Annotated in this window: 15 protein-coding genes and 1 pseudogene; 8 read left to right on the top strand and 8 right to left on the bottom strand. The window is 51.6% G+C overall.

Annotation, left to right across the window (positions count from 1 at the left end; all coding sequences use genetic code 11):
* The first annotated feature begins 104 nt into the window (after nt 1-104).
* From yihX to fabY, 4 genes are read left to right on the top strand one after another with little or no spacing between them, the layout of a single operon-like run.
* Nucleotides 105-704, top strand: coding sequence for a glucose-1-phosphatase (gene yihX / locus C1P89_RS18775; protein ID WP_001295269.1), 600 nt, complete (start codon nt 105-107; stop codon nt 702-704).
* A complete protein-coding gene (locus C1P89_RS18770) occupies nt 698-1,570 on the top strand; it encodes a virulence factor BrkB family protein (RefSeq protein ID WP_000920755.1) in 873 nt (290 codons plus the stop codon). Before yihX ends, C1P89_RS18770 begins: the two co-directional genes overlap by 7 nt.
* Nucleotides 1,567-2,004, top strand: a complete 438-nt coding sequence (dtd, locus tag C1P89_RS18765) for a D-aminoacyl-tRNA deacylase (RefSeq protein WP_000560983.1) — start codon at nt 1,567-1,569, stop codon at nt 2,002-2,004. The genes C1P89_RS18770 and dtd overlap by 4 nt, the downstream gene beginning before the upstream one ends.
* A gap of 44 nt (nt 2,005-2,048) precedes the next feature.
* On the top strand, nt 2,049-2,990 hold the full coding sequence (gene fabY / locus C1P89_RS18760) for a fatty acid biosynthesis protein FabY (protein ID WP_001343389.1): 942 nt from the start codon (nt 2,049-2,051) through the stop codon (nt 2,988-2,990).
* A gap of 61 nt (nt 2,991-3,051) precedes the next feature.
* Here the strand turns inward: fabY and C1P89_RS18755 are convergent.
* A protein-coding gene (locus tag C1P89_RS18755; protein ID WP_237158176.1) for an IS1-like element IS1A family transposase occupies nt 3,052-3,749 on the bottom strand; the annotation gives its coding sequence in 2 pieces (ribosomal slippage) (nt 3,052-3,500 and nt 3,500-3,749; 699 coding nt in all).
* Between the two features lie 381 nt (nt 3,750-4,130).
* On the opposite strand from C1P89_RS18755, the pseudogene C1P89_RS26055 reads away from it, so the two are divergent.
* Nucleotides 4,131-4,247: pseudogene (locus C1P89_RS26055) on the top strand (hypothetical protein); the annotation flags it as partial.
* 374 nt (nt 4,248-4,621) lie between these two features.
* Nucleotides 4,622-4,864, top strand: a complete 243-nt coding sequence (gene yiiF, locus C1P89_RS18750) for a protein YiiF (protein WP_001086388.1) — start codon at nt 4,622-4,624, stop codon at nt 4,862-4,864.
* A 329-nt stretch (nt 4,865-5,193) separates the two neighbouring features.
* Here the strand turns inward: yiiF and fdhE are convergent, their stop codons facing one another.
* Genes fdhE through fdnG form a run of 4 tightly spaced genes read right to left on the bottom strand, consistent with a single transcriptional unit; the run spans nt 5,194 to nt 10,717 of the window.
* Nucleotides 5,194-6,123 (bottom strand): formate dehydrogenase accessory protein FdhE, encoded by a 930-nt coding sequence (gene fdhE / locus C1P89_RS18745; protein ID WP_000027708.1) that lies wholly within the window; start codon nt 6,121-6,123, stop codon nt 5,194-5,196.
* Complete coding sequence (fdoI, locus tag C1P89_RS18740) at nt 6,120-6,755, bottom strand: formate dehydrogenase cytochrome b556 subunit (protein WP_000829013.1); 636 nt, start codon at nt 6,753-6,755, stop codon at nt 6,120-6,122. Before fdoI ends, fdhE begins: the two co-directional genes overlap by 4 nt.
* Nucleotides 6,752-7,654: a formate dehydrogenase O subunit beta gene (gene fdoH / locus C1P89_RS18735; RefSeq protein ID WP_000331377.1), complete on the bottom strand. Its 903-nt coding sequence runs from the start codon at nt 7,652-7,654 to the stop codon at nt 6,752-6,754. Before fdoH ends, fdoI begins: the two co-directional genes overlap by 4 nt.
* A gap of 12 nt (nt 7,655-7,666) precedes the next feature.
* Complete coding sequence (gene fdnG, locus C1P89_RS18730; RefSeq protein ID WP_011310337.1) at nt 7,667-10,717, bottom strand: formate dehydrogenase-N subunit alpha; 3,051 nt, start codon at nt 10,715-10,717, stop codon at nt 7,667-7,669.
* A gap of 193 nt (nt 10,718-10,910) precedes the next feature.
* Between fdnG and fdhD the strand changes: the two genes are divergently transcribed.
* Together fdhD and C1P89_RS18720 are read left to right on the top strand one after the other, a co-directional pair.
* The gene (fdhD, locus tag C1P89_RS18725) at nt 10,911-11,744 is read left to right on the top strand and encodes a formate dehydrogenase accessory sulfurtransferase FdhD (RefSeq protein WP_000753617.1); all 834 of its coding nucleotides are present in this window, start codon (nt 10,911-10,913) and stop codon (nt 11,742-11,744) included.
* 152 nt (nt 11,745-11,896) lie between these two features.
* Nucleotides 11,897-12,937, top strand: a complete 1,041-nt coding sequence (locus tag C1P89_RS18720) for a YiiG family protein (protein WP_005144058.1) — start codon at nt 11,897-11,899, stop codon at nt 12,935-12,937.
* Between the two features lie 49 nt (nt 12,938-12,986).
* Here C1P89_RS18720 and C1P89_RS18715 read toward each other — a convergent pair whose 3' ends face one another.
* From C1P89_RS18715 to C1P89_RS18705, 3 genes are read right to left on the bottom strand one after another with little or no spacing between them, the layout of a single operon-like run.
* The gene (locus C1P89_RS18715) at nt 12,987-14,735 is read right to left on the bottom strand and encodes a putative frv operon regulatory protein (RefSeq protein WP_000931323.1); all 1,749 of its coding nucleotides are present in this window, start codon (nt 14,733-14,735) and stop codon (nt 12,987-12,989) included.
* Nucleotides 14,735-15,805 carry an aminopeptidase gene (locus C1P89_RS18710; protein ID WP_001019462.1) on the bottom strand — a complete coding sequence of 357 codons (1,071 nt, stop codon included), beginning with the start codon at nt 15,803-15,805 and terminating at the stop codon, nt 14,735-14,737. The genes C1P89_RS18715 and C1P89_RS18710 overlap by 1 nt, the downstream gene beginning before the upstream one ends.
* Entirely contained in the window at nt 15,795-17,246 is a 1,452-nt protein-coding gene (locus C1P89_RS18705; RefSeq protein ID WP_000445987.1) for a PTS fructose-like transporter subunit IIBC, read from the bottom strand. The genes C1P89_RS18710 and C1P89_RS18705 overlap by 11 nt, the downstream gene beginning before the upstream one ends.
* Nucleotides 17,247-17,252 lie beyond the last annotated feature (6 nt).

The raw sequence follows: 17,252 nt of genomic DNA, 5'->3' as shown, positions 1-17,252 counted from the left end.
CTGCTTTTTCGCAATCAGCATCACAAGATTACCCTTATTGCCACATAGCCAAACCCATCCTTTCCCGCTACAGTTAATTTCTTGTGGCGCGAAAGGAGGCAAAAATGCTCTATATCTTTGATTTAGGTAATGTGATTGTCGATATCGACTTTAACCGTGTGCTGGGAGCCTGGAGCGATTTAACGCGTATTCCGCTGGCATCGCTTAAGAAGAGTTTTCATATGGGGGAGGCGTTTCATCAGCATGAGCGTGGGGAAATTAGCGACGAAGCGTTCGCAGAGGCGCTGTGTCATGAGATGGCTCTACCGCTAAGCTACGAGCAGTTCTCTCACGGCTGGCAGGCGGTGTTTGTTGCGCTGCGCCCGGAAGTGATCGCCATCATGCATAAACTGCGTGAGCAGGGGCATCGCGTGGTGGTGCTTTCCAATACCAACCGCCTGCATACCACCTTCTGGCCGGAAGAATACCCGGAAATTCGTGATGCTGCTGACCATATCTATCTGTCGCAAGATCTGGGGATGCGCAAACCTGAAGCACGAATTTACCAGCATGTTTTGCAGGCGGAAGGTTTTTCACCCAGCGATACGGTCTTTTTCGACGATAACGCCGATAATATAGAAGGAGCCAATCAGCTGGGCATTACCAGCATTCTGGTGAAAGATAAAACCACCATCCCGGACTATTTCGCGAAGGTGTTATGCTAAAAACCATTCAGGACAAAGCCAGGCACCGTACCCGTCCACTATGGGCCTGGCTAAAACTACTCTGGCAACGTATTGATGAGGACAACATGACAACCCTGGCAGGTAACCTTGCCTATGTGTCTTTGCTCTCATTAGTGCCGCTGGTTGCCGTTGTTTTTGCGCTTTTCGCCGCTTTTCCCATGTTTTCCGACGTCAGCATTCAGTTACGTCACTTTATTTTTGCCAACTTTCTGCCTGCTACTGGCGATGTTATTCAGCGGTATATCGAACAATTTGTTGCCAATTCCAACAAGATGACCGCCGTTGGGGCGTGCGGGCTGATCGTCACCGCGTTATTGTTGATGTACTCCATCGATAGCGCGTTGAATACCATCTGGCGCAGTAAACGAGCGCGACCAAAAATTTACTCGTTTGCCGTGTACTGGATGATCTTAACGCTGGGGCCGCTGCTGGCAGGGGCCAGTCTGGCGATCAGTTCCTATTTGTTCTCCCTGCGCTGGGCGAGCGATCTCAATACTGTCATCGATAACGTGCTGCGTATTTTTCCGCTGCTGTTGTCGTGGATCTCCTTCTGGTTGCTGTACAGCATTGTTCCTACCATCCGCGTACCTAACCGCGACGCGATTGTCGGCGCGTTTGTCGCTGCACTCCTGTTCGAAGCAGGAAAGAAAGGTTTCGCGCTTTATATCACCATGTTCCCGTCATATCAGCTCATTTACGGCGTGCTGGCGGTGATCCCCATTCTCTTCGTTTGGGTCTACTGGACATGGTGTATCGTCTTGCTTGGCGCGGAAATTACTGTCACTCTCGGGGAATACCGCAAACTAAAACAAGCAGCTGAACAAGAAGAAGACGACGAACCATGATTGCATTAATTCAACGCGTAACCCGTGCCAGCGTCACCGTGGAGGGAGAAGTGACGGGCGAAATTGGCGCGGGACTTTTGGTGTTATTGGGTGTCGAAAAGGATGACGACGAACAGAAAGCAAACCGTCTGTGCGAGCGTGTGCTCGGCTACCGCATCTTTAGCGATGCCGAAGGCAAGATGAATCTCAACGTGCAACAGGCGGGCGGCAGTGTACTGGTGGTTTCCCAGTTTACCCTCGCCGCAGATACCGAACGGGGGATGCGCCCAAGTTTCTCCAAAGGCGCATCACCGGATCGCGCAGAGGCGTTATATGACTATTTCGTCGAACGCTGCCGCCAGCAAGAGATGAACACGCAAACAGGACGCTTCGCTGCCGATATGCAGGTATCGCTGGTCAATGATGGCCCCGTGACATTCTGGTTGCAGGTATGAGCCTGCTTCCAGGGTTGTCACGGGAAACAAGAGAGAGTATCGCTATGTATCACCTTCGGGTTCCACAAACAGAAGAAGAGTTAGAGCGTTACTATCAGTTTCGCTGGGAAATGTTGCGTAAGCCCCTGCATCAACCAAAAGGTTCGGAACGCGACGCGTGGGATGCGATGGCGCATCACCAGATGGTCGTCGACGAGCAGGGTAATCTGGTGGCGGTAGGCCGATTGTATATTAATGCCGACAATGAAGCGTCCATTCGCTTTATGGCCGTTCACCCGGACGTGCAGGACAAAGGGTTAGGAACGCTGATGGCGATGACCCTGGAGTCGGTGGCGCGTCAGGAAGGCGTTAAGCGCGTGACCTGTAGCGCCCGTGAAGACGCGGTGGAGTTTTTCGCCAAGCTGGGATTCATTAATCAGGGGGAGATCACCACCCCAACTACCACGCCGATTCGCCATTTTTTGATGATTAAACCCGTTGCCACTCTGGATGACATTCTGCATCGCGGTGACTGGTGCGCGCAGCTGCAACAGGCGTGGTACGAACATATCCCGTTAAGCGAAAAAATGGGCGTGCGCATTCAGCAATATACCGGGCAAAAATTTATCACCACCATGCCAGAAACCGGTAATCAGAATCCGCACCATACGTTGTTTGCCGGGAGTTTATTCTCGCTGGCGACGCTCACCGGTTGGGGACTTATCTGGCTGATGCTGCGTGAACGCCACCTCGGCGGAACGATTATTCTGGCGGATGCGCATATCCGCTACAGCAAGCCGATTAGCGGTAAACCTCATGCGGTAGCCGACCTTGGTGCCTTAAGCGGCGATCTCGACCGTCTGGCGCGCGGACGAAAAGCACGGGTGCAGATGCAAGTTGAAATCTTTGGCGACGAGACGCCGGGTGCAGTGTTTGAAGGCACGTATATCGTTCTGCCCGCGAAGCCATTTGGCCCGTATGAAGAGGGCGGGAACGAAGAAGAGTAGCTTATGGAGAGGGGCGGTGCTGCCTCTCTCATTCATTCCGGTCATTGGTAATGACTCCAACTTATTGATAGTGTTTTATGTTCAGATAATGCCCGATGACTTTGTCATGCAGCTCCACCGATTTTGAGAACGACAGCGACTTCCGTCCCAGCCGTGCCAGGTGCTGCCTCAGATTCAGGTTATGCCGCTCAATTCGCTGCGTATATCGCTTGCTGATTACGTGCAGCTTTCCCTTCAGGCGGGATTCATACAGCGGCCAGCCATCCGTCATCCATATCACCACGTCAAAGGGTGACAGCAGGCTCATAAGACGCCCCAGCGTCGCCATAGTGCGTTCACCGAATACGTGCGCAACAACCGTCTTCCGGAGACTGTCATACGCGTAAAACAGCCAGCGCTGGCGCGATTTAGCCCCGACATAGCCCCACTGTTCGTCCATTTCCGCGCAGACGATGACGTCACTGCCCGGCTGTATGCGCGAGGTTACCGACTGCGGCCTGAGTTTTTTAAGTGACGTAAAATCGTGTTGAGGCCAACGCCCATAATGCGTGCAGTTGCCCGGCATCCAACGCCATTCATGGCCATATCAATGATTTTCTGGTGCGTACCGGGTTGAGAAGCGGTGTAAGTGAACTGCATTTGCCATGTTTTACGGCAGTGAGAGCAGAGATAGCGCTGATGTCCGGCAGTGCTTTTGCCGTTACGCACCACCCCGTCAGTAGCTGAACAGGAGGGACAGCTGATAGAAACAGAAGCCACTGGAGCACCTCAAAAACACCATCATACACTAAATCAGTAAGTTGGCAGCATCACCCCGGTCATTTACATCATTCCCTGTCTATGCCGGTAATATTGAATAAGAACTCTATAAATTTTTATTCTTCGTTGGCACCATACGTGTCTTGCTACATCACTGTTCAGGAGCATTTAAATATTATTTGTAGAGCTGAGTGGCAATTATAGCAGATAATGCTTAACTCATCATCTTAGTTCAGGTTTGAGCGATTTTTGATAGTCAAAACCTCCTCTGGTGCCATACTTTTCTCATAAATATTTTTAAAATCTATAGCTCACAAACATTATGCAAAGATAATGGGCTGGCATCATTGTCAGTATCATTCATTTACTGCTCTGTATGTTATGAATCATTATGTTGTATGTTTGCTCTTAAACCGTGGGAAGGAGGCTATAATGGTTGCCAATATTAATCTCATTAAACAAGAAAGTTATTCTGTTGTTAATTTAGAAAAACAACTTTCCCGAACTGTTACCAACAAAATTATAACGATGAGCAAGTAAAGACCGGTTGGTGGCAGTACTGACCGGTCTGTGATGAAAGATTAATTTCACCTTAAATCCTGGTGCTGTTAGGATGCTGACGTTTTTCGGCTACACCATTCAGATTATGCAAATAAATATCCCTGAATATAATATATTCATAGCACCCATAACTCATCCTGGGCGATAACTAAACCATTTTTGAGTAATAAATGAAACAACTGCAACGCTCTTATTATTTCTGGAAAACGCCTCGCAAAAATAAAAAATGATGCGTAAATGAGCTTTCTTTAAAGATTCGGCAAGGGTACTTTTCTCTCCATAGATTCAAAAATGATATTGGCGAGATATTTATGAACTCTCTGGCAGGTATAGATATGGGCAGAATTTTACTCGATTTATCGAATGAGGTGATTAAGCAACTTGATGATCTCGAGGTGCAGCGTAATCTTCCTCGTGCGGACCTATTAAGGGAAGCGGTAGATCAATACCTGATAAATCAATCGCAAACAGCAAGAACCAGTGTTCCTGGCATCTGGCAAGGGTGTGAGGAAGATGGTGTCGAATATCAGCGTAAGCTGCGCGAGGAATGGTAATGGGAAAAAATGATGTCAATCAGATTGCTGACAACGTGCGCGTTGTTCATGCCGGATGCGGCGTGAACGCCTTATCCGGCCTACAAAGTCATGCAAATTCAATATATTGAAGTTTATTGGTAGGCCTGATAAGCGCAGCGCATCAGGCAATCATACGCTTGTCATCAGTGACATACCCATAACCTTATCGATGTGTTGGAGGGAAGAACGAGGCAAACAGACAATTGCGGCATGATCTTGAATGGGTAACGCGGAATACGAGAGATGGTGTCGTCACACCCTATGAGCTGTAATCCGGGCGACCTGCGCCACCCGGAAAACGTCAGAGATTACTCTCCTTCACCCGGAAACAGGAACGGGTTAATGGAACTACGGGCGTAGCCTTCTTGCTCCATTCGCGCGTCCAGTACCAGAGAGGCGAGGTCATCTGCCACGGCTTCAACTTTCGGTTCTTTTTCCTGATAAAGAATCTTCAGGTAAGTGCCGCAGTCATCGCAGCTTTCGGCTTTAATCGCGGCCTGTTCGTCATCCAGCGACCAGTAATGCAGTTTGCCGCTCTGCTCGCAGTTGCTGCATTTTACGCGCACTACGTGCCATTCGGTTTCACACAGGTTGCAGTGCAGGTAACGCAGACCCTGAGTGGTGCCAATTTGCACCATGCTGGACACCGGCATAGAGCCACATACCGGGCAATATTGACGTTGTTCGCCGTATTCAGCGCGGGCTTTGCCGGGGATCAGATTGGCCATCTGCGCCCAGTAGAGCGACAGCGCAGCCCAGATAAACGGCGCTTTATCGCTGCTGACGGACGAGAAATCAGAGGCAAACAGCGCGCTGGCCATATCTTCCAGCTCCTGAGTCGATGCCTTCTCCAGATTCTCAATCACTGCCAGCGCCGGGCCGCTCATTTCAGGTTTCAGCTCAGCAATTAGCGCCATCAGCAGCTTTTGCCAGTGCTTATCACGCGGCAGAACGTGAATATCCAGCGGGGGCTTGCCCTGTGCGCTGGCTTCTTTAATGCGCGCGGTCAGATCCATCTCCAGCGGATGGTCGTACAGCACCACTTCCTGGGCGTGGGCGATAAGCGCAGCAAAGCGCAGGTAATCACCCAGCGGATTATTTTCTGCCAGCTCGCGCAGACGCTCGGCGCGGCGGTTGTATAAATTCTTGAGCCGAGGGAACAATAACGGCGGAATCATATCCGCCGTACGTTTCTCGCTCGAACCCAGCTCATCTTGCGGGATTATGCGAATACTCATTCAGCTTTCTTTTCCGTTGTCTTGCGGACCTCACGGTACCAGCGCGGGTGATGTTTCTTCGCCCAGGCGCTGGTAACCCATCCTTCCACCATGGCGGTAATCGTGCCTTTCACCCAAAGGGCGGCGTAGATATGCACCATGATAACCACAATTAACGCCACTGCGGCAAATGAATGCAGCATTAACGCGAATCGGATCACCGGGATTGAGAAAGCAGGCGCAAAATAAGGACGCCAGATAATCACGCCGCTCACCAGCAGCAGAACCAGGAAAATAATCGCCGCCCAGAAAACGCATTTCTGACCGAAGTTATAACGCCCGGTGTCACCTACTTCCTCGTTGACGACGATCTTACGAATATTCTTCGCCCAAAAGATATCATCCCGATTGATTAGGTTGTGATGCCAGTAACGGAAAAACATGATGATGAACGAGGCAAACATAACCACGCCGACAAACGGGTGCAGAATTCGCGCCAGCTGCGGTGTGCCCATGATTTGCATCAACCAGTTGAAGGACGGGAACAAAAAGCCCAGCCCGCTCACCGCCGCCAGGATGAAGCAGAAGGCGGTGATCCAGTGGTTGATACGTTCCGGCGCGGTGTAGCGCACGATGGTGTCACGTCGTTTCATTTGCGCTCCTCGTCTTTCTCTTCGTGCAGATTATTCTCTTCCTCATCCGCACGGTTCGGACCGACACCCACGTAGTGGAAGATACTGGCCGCAAAGGTAGCCGCAAAGCCAACAGCCGCGAGCGGTTTCCAGATGCCTTTCCAGAATTTCACGGTTTCGCTGATTTCCGGGTTCTCCGGCAAGCCATGATACAGATTTGGCTTGTCAGCATGGTGCAGCACGTACATGACGTGTGTACCACCGACGCCTGCCGGATCGTACAGACCCGCATTGTCGTAACCGCGGGTTTTCAGCTCAGCAACGCGCTCGCTCGCCAGCGTTTTCATCGACTCTTTCGTACCGAAGTGAATCGCGCCCGTTGGGCAGGTCTTCACGCAGGCTGGTTCTTGCCCAACCACCACGCGGTCAACGCACAGCGTACATTTGTAGACGCGGTTGTCTTCCGGGTTGAGGCGCGGAATGTCGAACGGACAGCCCGCAATGCAATAACCGCAGCCAATGCACTGCTCGGACTGGAAGTCGACGATACCGTTGGCATACTGAATAATTGCACCTTCCGCCGGGCACGCTTTCAGGCAGCCTGGATCGGAACAGTGCATACAGCCGTCTTTGCGGATCAGCCATTCCAGTTTGTCGTTCTGCTCCACTTCCGAGAAGCGCATCACCGTCCACGATTTGGCGCTTAAATCATTGGGGTTGTCGTACACCCCAATGTTATTGCCGACGGTATCGCGAATGTCGTTCCACTCTGAACACGCCACCTGACAGGCTTTACAGCCGATACAGGTGGTGACGTCGATGAGTTTCGCCACTTCTTCCTGGAAGTCCCGCGCCTGAGGCGCGGGGGTCAGACCGTTAGTCGCGGAACGACGAATGATATCTTGCGATTGATAAGCCATATGTCGTCTCCGTTACACCTTTTCCACATTCACAAGGAAGGACTTAAACTCCGGCGTCTGCGTGTTCGCATCACCAACGAATGGCGTTAACGTATTGGCAATAAAGCCTTTTTTAGCTACGCCTTCATAGCCCCAGTGAATCGGAATACCGATGGTATCGATATCTTTGCCGTTCGCTTTCAGCGTGCGAATACGTTTGGTCACCACCGCTTTGGCTTTGATATAGCCACGGTTGGAGGAGACTTTCACGGTATCGCCCTGGGCAATGCCAAGTTTATTCGCCAGCGACTCCCCGATTTCCACAAACTGCTCTGGTTGCAAAATCGCGTTCAACAGCGCGTGTTTGGTCCAGTAGTGGAAGTGCTCGGTCAGACGATAGGTGGTTCCGACATACGGGAACTTATCGGCTTTACCCAATGCTTCGGCGTCGTCTTTAAAGATTCGCGCAGCCGGGTTCGAGATAACGTTTGGATGCAGCGGGTTAGTTCCCAGCGGCGTTTCAAACGGCTCGTAGTGTTCCGGGAACGGACCTTCCGCCATCTTATCGAGGGCAAACAGACGCCCCATGCCTTCCTGCTGCATGATAAACGGCCCGACGCCGCTGCCCGGAGGCGCTGCGCTGTAGTCCGGAATATCCCAGCCGGTCCACTTAGTGCCGTCCCATTTCAGCAACTGACGCTTCGGATCCCACGGGTTACCCTGCGGATCTGCGGAGGCGCGGTTATACAGAATGCGGCGGTTAAGCGGCCATGCCCATGCCCAGCCCAGCGTGTTACCGAGGCCAGACGGATCGGCGTTATCACGACGCGCCATCTGGTTGCCTTCCGGCGTCCAGCTACCGGCGAAAATCCAGCAGCCACAGGAGGTTGTACCGTCATCGCGCAATTGGGCGAACGAGCTAAGTTGTTGGCCTTTCTTGACGATAACCGCACCGGTTGCCGGATCGGTAATATCGGCCAGCGCCTTACCGTTGCTCTCCATCGCCACTTCTTCCGACTTCGGCTCATGCGGAATGGCGTAGTTCCAGGTCATGTTCAGCACCTGATCCGGGTTTGCGCCACCCTGTTCGGCATACATCTTGCGCAAGCGCAGGAAGATACCGGAGAGGATCTCGCCATCAGTCAGCGCAATCCCTGGGGCGTCCGCACCTTTCCAGTGCCACTGCAACCAGCGACCTGAGTTAACGATTGAACCGTTCTCTTCTGCGAAGCAGGTCGATGGCAGACGGAACACTTCGGTCTGGATCTTCGACGAGTCAACTTCGTTCAGCTCACCGTGGTTCTGCCAGAAGTTAGAGGTTTCAGTGTTCAGCGGGTCGATGGTGACGAGGAACTTCAGTTTCGACAGACAACCGATCACTTTGTTTTTGTTCGGGAATGAGGCAACAGGGTTAAAGCCCTGGCAGATATAGCCATTGACCTTGCCCTCTTTCATCATCTCGAAGTATTGCAGGACGTCGTAGCCTTTATCCCACTTCGGCAACCAGTCAAAGCCCCAGCTATTTTCCGCCGTCGCTTTATCACCAAAGAAGGCCTTCATCATAGAGACGAAGAATTTCGGGTAGTTGCCCCAGTAGTTTACCTGGCCTTCCAGCAGCGGTTTTGGCGTGTTGGCGGTAAGGTAGGTTTGCAGATCGGTCTGCTTCTCGCTTGGCAGCGTCATGTAACCTGGCAGGCTCTGCGACAGCAGCCCCAGGTCCGTCAGCCCCTGAATATTGGAGTGACCGCGCAGGGCGTTAACGCCGCCGCCTGCCATCCCCATATTGCCGAGCAGCAGCTGGATCATCGCCATCGTACGAATGTTTTGCGCACCAACGGAGTGTTGCGTCCAGCCGAGGGCATACAGGAACGAGGCAGTTTTATCGTGAGCACTGGTTTCTGCGATGTATTCGCAGACTTTCAGGAACGCGTCTTTTGGCGTACCACAGATGTTTTCAACCACATCTGGCGTGTAGCGGGAAACGTGCTGTTTCAGCAAGTTCCACACGCAGCGCGGATGTTGCAGCGTGGTATCGCGTTTGGCGAAGCCGTTTTCGTCCAGTTCGTAAGTCCAGGAGGATTTATCGTACTTGCGTTTTTCCGCGTCATAGCCGGTGAACAGGCCATCTTCAAAGCCGTAATCCTCACGCACGATCAGGCTGGCGTTGGTATAGGCTTCGGTGTATTCGCGGTTGAATTTTTCATTGTTCAGCAGGTACAGCAATACGCCTGACAGGAAAGCAATGTCAGTACCGGAACGAATAGGGGCATAGTAGTCAGCCACCGCCGCCGTACGCGTAAAGCGAGGATCGATCACAATCAGCTTCGCGCCATTGTGAATTTTGGCTTCCATCGCCCAGCGGAACCCGACCGGGTGAGCTTCAGCGGCGTTACCGCCCATCACCACGACGAGGTTGGCGTTCTTGATGTCGACCCAGTGGTTGGTCATCGCACCGCGACCAAATGTTGGAGCAAGACTTGCTACCGTTGGTCCGTGTCAGACACGCGCCTGGTTGTCGACCGCGAGCATACCCAGCGCGCGGGAGAATTTTTGCGTTAAATAGCCGGTTTCGTTACTCGACGCGGAAGCACACAGCATCCCGGTGGAGAGCCAGCGGTTAACAGTCACGCCTTCGGCGTTTTGCGCAATGTAGTTAGCATCGCGGTCTTCTTTCATCAGTTTGGCGATGCGATCAAACGCCTCTTCCCAACTGATTTGCTGCCATTTATCAGAACCTGGCGCACGGTATTCCGGAAACTTCAGACGGCTTTCGGAGTGGATGAAATCCACCAGGCCAGCGCCTTTCGGACAAAGTGCACCGCGGTTGACCGGGTGATCCGGATCGCCTTCGATATGGAAGATAGATGCTTTGGCGTTTTTTGCTCCGTCACCGAGGCTGTACATCAACAGCCCACAGCCTACGGAACAATAGGTGCAGGTATTACGGGTTTCGCGGGTGCGCAGCAGTTTATACTGCCGGGTTTCCGCGAGTGCTACGCTGGGTGCAAAACCCAGTGCCGCTGCCGTGGTGCCTGCCATACCGCCAGCGCAGATCTTAAAGAACTGCCTTCTGCTGACCTGCATGGATTGCTCCTTGTTTCGACATTGTCACGTCCCATTTACATTCGCTTGCTGCGTGTGCAGGGAGTGGGAGTTATTTTTCTTTGCGGAAGGGGCCGCAAAGGTCCAGAATTGGCTCAATTTCCCTCCATCCAGGAAGGGTTTGTAACAGAATACCATAATGTTGGTGTGTGTGTTCTTATCTGGTTAAGAGAAAGTGAAAAAAACACAGCGAAAAGAAATCGAAAATGTGACAAATATCACAGGTGTTCGTCAAATTGAGTTATGGCGGCGTGATGATTTACAACACCCACGGTTAGATGAGGTCGCGGAAGAAGTTCCCGTTGCGCTGGTCTACAACGGCATTTCGCATGTGGTGATGATGGCGTCGCCCAAAGACCTTGAGTACTTTGCGCTCGGTTTTTCGCTTTCCGAGGGGATAATAGAAAGTCCGCGCGATATCTTCGGCATGGATGTCGTTCCTTCCTGTAATGGTCTTGAAGTACAAATTGAGCTTTCCAGCCGCCGCTTTATGGGGTTGAAGGAGCGCCGCCGGGCGCTGGCGGGACGTACGGGCTGTGGCGTATGCGGCGTGGAGCAACTTAATGACATCGGAAAACCGGTGCAGCCGCTACCGTTCACCCAGACGTTTGATCTCAACAAACTGGATGATGCATTACGTCATCTCAACGATTTTCAGCCAGTGGGGCAACTGACTGGTTGTACTCACGCCGCTGCCTGGATGTTGCCATCTGGCGAACTGGTCGGCGGGCATGAAGACGTGGGTCGCCATGTGGCGCTGGACAAACTGTTAGGCCGCCGGTCACAAGAAGGGGAAAGCTGGCAGCAAGGTGCGGTACTGGTTTCCAGTCGTGCCAGTTATGAAATGGTGCAAAAGTCGGCGATGTGCGGCGTAGAGATTTTGTTTGCGGTGTCTGCCGCGACCACGCTTGCTGTAGAAGTGGCTGAGCGCTGTAATCTGACACTGGTAGGTTTTTGTAAACCGGGTCGGGCAACGGTTTATACCCATCCGCAGCGTTTGAGCAATTAATTAAAATAAGTCCTGCGATATATATTAAATTGCAGGACTTATTCATTTCGTGAATTTTATTATTTTATTTATAAATAAAACGCGTGTAGTGACGTTTTCTTTTTTCATTTATTATGTTCACTCTCTTATCTATATATTTATAAGGCAATTAAATGAAAAGGAATTTATTATCTTCCGCTATTATAGTCGCCATCATGGCCCTCGGTCTGACGGGTTGTGATGATAAAAAAGCCGAAACAGAAACGCCCCCGCCTGCCAATAGTCAACCTGCCGCACCAGCTCCTGAAGCTCCCGTTGCAAAAGCAGAAGCTAAACCTGAAACACCTGCGCAACCGGTGGTCGATGAACAAGCGGTTTTCGACGAAAAAATGGATGTCTATATCAAGTGCTACAACAAGTTACAGATCCCTGTACAGAACAGTCTGGCGCGTTATGCTGACTGGCTGAAAGATTTTAAACAGGGGCCTACCGGTAAAGAGAGTACTGTTTATGGCATCTACGGCATTAGTGAATCCAACCTCGCTGAGTGTGAAAAAGGCGTAAAAAGTGCTGTGGCGTTAACGCCTGCGCTGCAACCTATTGATGGCGTGGCGGTGAGTTATATTGATGCTGCCGTGGCGTTGGGTAATACCATTAACGAAATGGATAAATATTACACCCAGGAAAATTATAAAGACGATGCGTTTGCGAAAGGGAAAACGCTGCACCAGACATTCTTAAAAAATCTGGAATCCTTTGAACCTGTAGCAGAATCTTATCATGCGGCGATTCAGGAAATTAATGATAAGCGCCAGCTTGCGGAACTGAAAAATATTGAAGAAAGAGAAGGGAAAACATTCCACTACTACTCTCTGGCAGTCATGATTTCAGCGAAACAAATTAATAACCTGATTTCGCAAGAGAAGTTTGATGTTGATGCGGCAATGAAGAAAGTCTCTGAACTGGAAACGCTGGTAGCGCAGGCCAAAGAAGCGGATAAAGGCGGTATGAATTTCTCGTTCATTAATTCGGCAGACCAGTATCAACTCGAGACTAAAAAATATGTTCGCCGCGTCAGAGATAAAGTCCCGTACTCTGACTGGGATAAAGAGCATCTTCAGGATGCAAACACAAGCTGGATGGTCGAAGACTCATTTCCACGAGCGTTACGCGAGTACAACGAAATGGTTGATGACTATAATAGCCTGCGTTAAACGTTTTTGATGATAAATGCAGTGTCGGATGCGGCGCATCCGACACAGTTCACCCCTTGTGAAGTAACTCCATAAATGCCTCATATCCTGTTAACCCGGCAATAACTTCTGCCGGATGCTGACACAATACGCTTGCCAGATAGCTAAATATTTTTAGCTCATGACGCGCATCGGCGGCGGCGCAGGCGATCAAGACATGGTTAATGACTTCGTTATTCACCTCAACTGGTTGGGCGAGGGTAATAAAAAATCCACGAAAACGTCGCTCCTGTTCGCTCCAGCAATGTGGGATGGCGAGGCGATTAACAATCAGGTTTTCACCTTCGCCTTCGCGGGCGATGATCCGTTGCGCTTCATCGGCGGTAATATGGTGTTGTGCCACTAATTGCGCACAAATTTGCCGGGTAATATGTTGCCAGCTTTCACCGCGTACATTCGAATAATGAAAACTTCCGGGGGCAGAGAAAAAGCGTTCCGGCTGTTGGCGAATAAATGCCGTCGCCAGAAAGTGTTTTATTTGTTCGATATCGGCAGCCGTAATGATATTTTTTACGGTGATGTAATTATTTACCGCGTCATCCAGTAAATAATGGCTGTTGTTAATGATCAATAACGGCTCAATCTCTTCGCGAATGGCAATAAGCTCGCTTAAGCTACGGGCAATAATCACCCGACAATGTAAAACATCGCGCTCAATGGCGAGCTGATTAATAGTGGCAATCGCGTTCTGGTCCGAGAGCAAAATGATCGGCTGGCGTTCGTTTTGATGCCGTTCCAGCGCACAGGCAAAATACAAACCGATCAGATCGCTATCGAAAAGGGGAATATCGAGCTGTTCACGCAGTAGCGTAATAAAGTGCAGACTCATATCAAAGGCCGCAGGCCAGGCGGCTTTCAGGTTATTCATGCTGCTTTGGCGGTGCTCGGCAATCCACACCGGTGCGGCAAGGCAACGTAATAAATGCCCGGTAATATTCTCAACCAGCTGCGTATCAATAATATTCAATGACGCGATGCCTGGCACCCTTTGCAGCAACCCCAGCACATGATCGGCTGAAATTACCTGCGCTTGCTGATGCTGTTTCTCTATCAAACCTGTCAGGGTTCTTACAGCGTTATCACCAAGAAACATGCCGCTCTGTTCAACGATTTGTTTTATCTCGTTACCGGGATATTGCGGCCACTCATCGGTCAGTTGATTACGCAGGGCGTAAATCGCCAGAATCAGGCTGGAGAGATAATCACCCTGCATGAGCGGCCAGCGGTGTTGGTTGTCGCAGGCCGTGGATAAATGCTGAAAATTGTCTCGTGTTACGCCCGCCAGCGGAATTAAAAACGGATCTTTGCGCAGCAAGTTCGCCAGCAAGATAACGCGTTTCTCTTCTGTCTCATCAATGAAATGGCCCAAACCGGGGCGACTGGCCAGGCAACAAGTGCGTTCATAACGCTGTTTTAACCGGGGCAGACGCTCTGCTACCCAGGTTTCTGGCAAATTAAGCGCCGAGGCGAGTTGCGCACGGGGAGTAAAGGTATTCAGTAATAACAGCGCCAGCAGCCGATCGTCGTTATCGTGCTTTTGCAGCAACTGAAAAAAGCTGCGGCGCTCGAAGATTTCCAGCTGATAGCCCGCACTGCCACTGGCGAAAATGCGGGCTTTGCCGTTAAGGGTAAAGTTGAGATAGTCAATATCACGCAGGATGGTCCTGCCTGAAACGCCAGTCTGTTGCGCCAGCTCACCAGGCGTGCGCGGCTGTTGCTCCAGCAGATCGACAATCTTTAACTGGCGTTCGTTTAGCATTAATCCACCTGACGGAACTGGCTAAACGCGTTGACTTTCTCCGCGGTTAAGGTGGTCAGAAAATCCCGTATCAACGTGAGCAGAGCATCGTAATCGGCTTTTGAAATCATGCCGCTGTTAGCGTGCAGATAGCGGGTTGGCAGGCACAGCGCAACAACCGGACGCCCGCCGCCCATCACGTTGTAGCGCCCGCCATCCGTCGCACCGGTTTTCATGGTGGAAAATTGCAGCGGTAAATCGTTATGTGCGGCACAGCTTTTTAACGCCGCCACCAGTTTCTGGTTGGGGAAGTAGCGCTTGTCAAACAGCATCAGCCCCGGCCCCTGGCCCAGTTTCAGCGGGTATTTAATGTTATCAATGCCCGGAACATCACCTGCGACAGCGGTATCCAGCACAATCACCACATCCGGTTTAATGTGTTCCGCCGAGGTTTGTGCCCCGCGTAGCCCAACTTCTTCTTCCACGCTGCCGACGCCATACAGCGTAATTTCGGGATTATTCACCGTCTGCAATAGTTCAGCCATCATTGCGCAGCCGATGCGGTTATCCAGCGCCTTGCCGACCACTTTATCTTCGCCCCAGCAGGCAAAATTGGCTTCCGGGCTAATAAAATCGCCCATCGCCACACCGCGTTTTTCCACCTCATCGCGACTGTTCGCGCCAATATCAATGAACATCTCATCAAATGACAGCGGCTGTTGCTTTTGCTTTTCCGTTAACGCATGAGGTGCGACGGAACCAATCACACCAGGGATTTTAAATCCCTTGTGTGTGCGTATGGTTACCCGGTGGTTGAGCATTGACTGATTCCACCAGCCGCCAATGGTGGTAAAGCGCAGAAAACCGCTCTCGTCGATGTGGGTGACCATAAAGCCGACTTCATCCATATGCCCGACAACGGCAACTTTTGGACCTTTATTCCCCTTACGGGCAACAAAGCTGCCCAGACCATCAAAGGTGATCTCATTAACGCAAGGTTCCAGCGTGTTTATCAGAATGTCGCGAACTTCCTGTTCATCGCCGCTGACGGCGCTGGCTTCGCACAACTGTTGCAGTAACTCAATGTTCATGGACAAGCTCCTGTTGCGCGGCTTTCGCTTTGCGGCGTAACCACAATCCTTTCAGGACGATAATGAATGAAATGTTCAGCACGAGGCCAATCGCTAGCACCAGATAAAACGAACCCACCGGCGACATCAGGCCGATCAGCGGGTCAAAGATACCCAAACCAGGTGCCAGACGTTTGATTCCGAAAGCGATCACCAGCACGCCGGTAATGCCACCCGCCAGCGTATTGGCGGTAATCATCGGCAACGGAGCTGCCAGAGCGTAAGGTATAGCCGGTTCGGTTGCGACTGTGGCACCGACCACAATGGCACTACTGGCAGCCTCTTTTTCCTGTCGGGTAAACAGTTTGGGCGCAATGAACGTCGCAAGACCCGCCGCAACGGGCGGCATCAACGCGACAACGCCGACGATGGCGTACCAGTCATAAATGTGTTTTTCCAGCAGTGAGAAGCAGAAGAACCAGGCGGTTTTATTGATGGGGCCGCCCATATCGAACGCCAGCATCGCACCGACCAGAAACGCTGCCGCAAACTTCATTGATGGAGGAATGGTATTCAGGAAGTGGAGCAGCCCGCCCATGAGGTCGGACATCACCGGCCCGATAACGTAGTAAGTGAGCACGCCGAAAACCAGCAGAGTAACGAACGGGATCAGCATTGAACCGAGCAGCGGTTGTAATGCTTTGCCAAGGCGCACTTTGCGGAACCAGAAGACGAAATAGCCAATCGCCAGCCCCAGCACCACCGCGCCGAGGAATCCCGCACCCGACTGGGTGCCGAGCAGCGCTTTGTCGTTCGCCAGATAGCAAACCAGAAACGCCGGAGCGAAAGCCGGTTTATCGGCAATCGACGAGGCAATATAAGCGCCCATGATGGGGATCATAAAGGTGAAGCCAAGGTAACCGATGGATTCAACTACCCAGGTAAACGACGGCGCGCCTTTCGACATATCGGTATACGGCAAACCGAACTGCACCAGCATGTTGGCAAGCGCCACCAGGATACCACCGCCGATGACAAACGGCAGCGCCGCAGAGACGCCCGCCATCAGGTGGCTCATCACGCTGCCGCTTTGCACTTCCTGTTTGCCAAGCTTCACGCCGCTATCTGCGGCAAAAAGCTGCGAGTTTGTCGGTAATTCGCTGAAAATCTGGTCGATATTTTTCAACGCCTGGGAGATGGCAATCTCATAAACTTTCTTCCCGGCAAACCGCGCGCGATCATCACCGCTCAGGCCACGCCCGGTAGCGAGAATGACGTAATCGGCAGCGGCAATCTCTTCGCTGGATAAGCGGTTTTCAACGCCACTGGACCCTTGAGTTTCCACTTTTATGGTATGGCCGAGAGAACGGGCTTTCTGTTCCAGGGCTTCCGCCACCATGTAGGTGTGAGCGATCCCGGCGGGGCAGTTGGTGATCGCGACAATACATAAGGATGACTCCATCGCCAC

It is taken from the genome of Shigella sonnei (assembly GCF_002950395.1).
Taxonomy (GTDB): domain Bacteria; phylum Pseudomonadota; class Gammaproteobacteria; order Enterobacterales; family Enterobacteriaceae; genus ECMA0423.
Note: the sequence above shows the minus strand (reverse complement) of the source record. Positions and strands in the feature narration are given on the sequence as shown.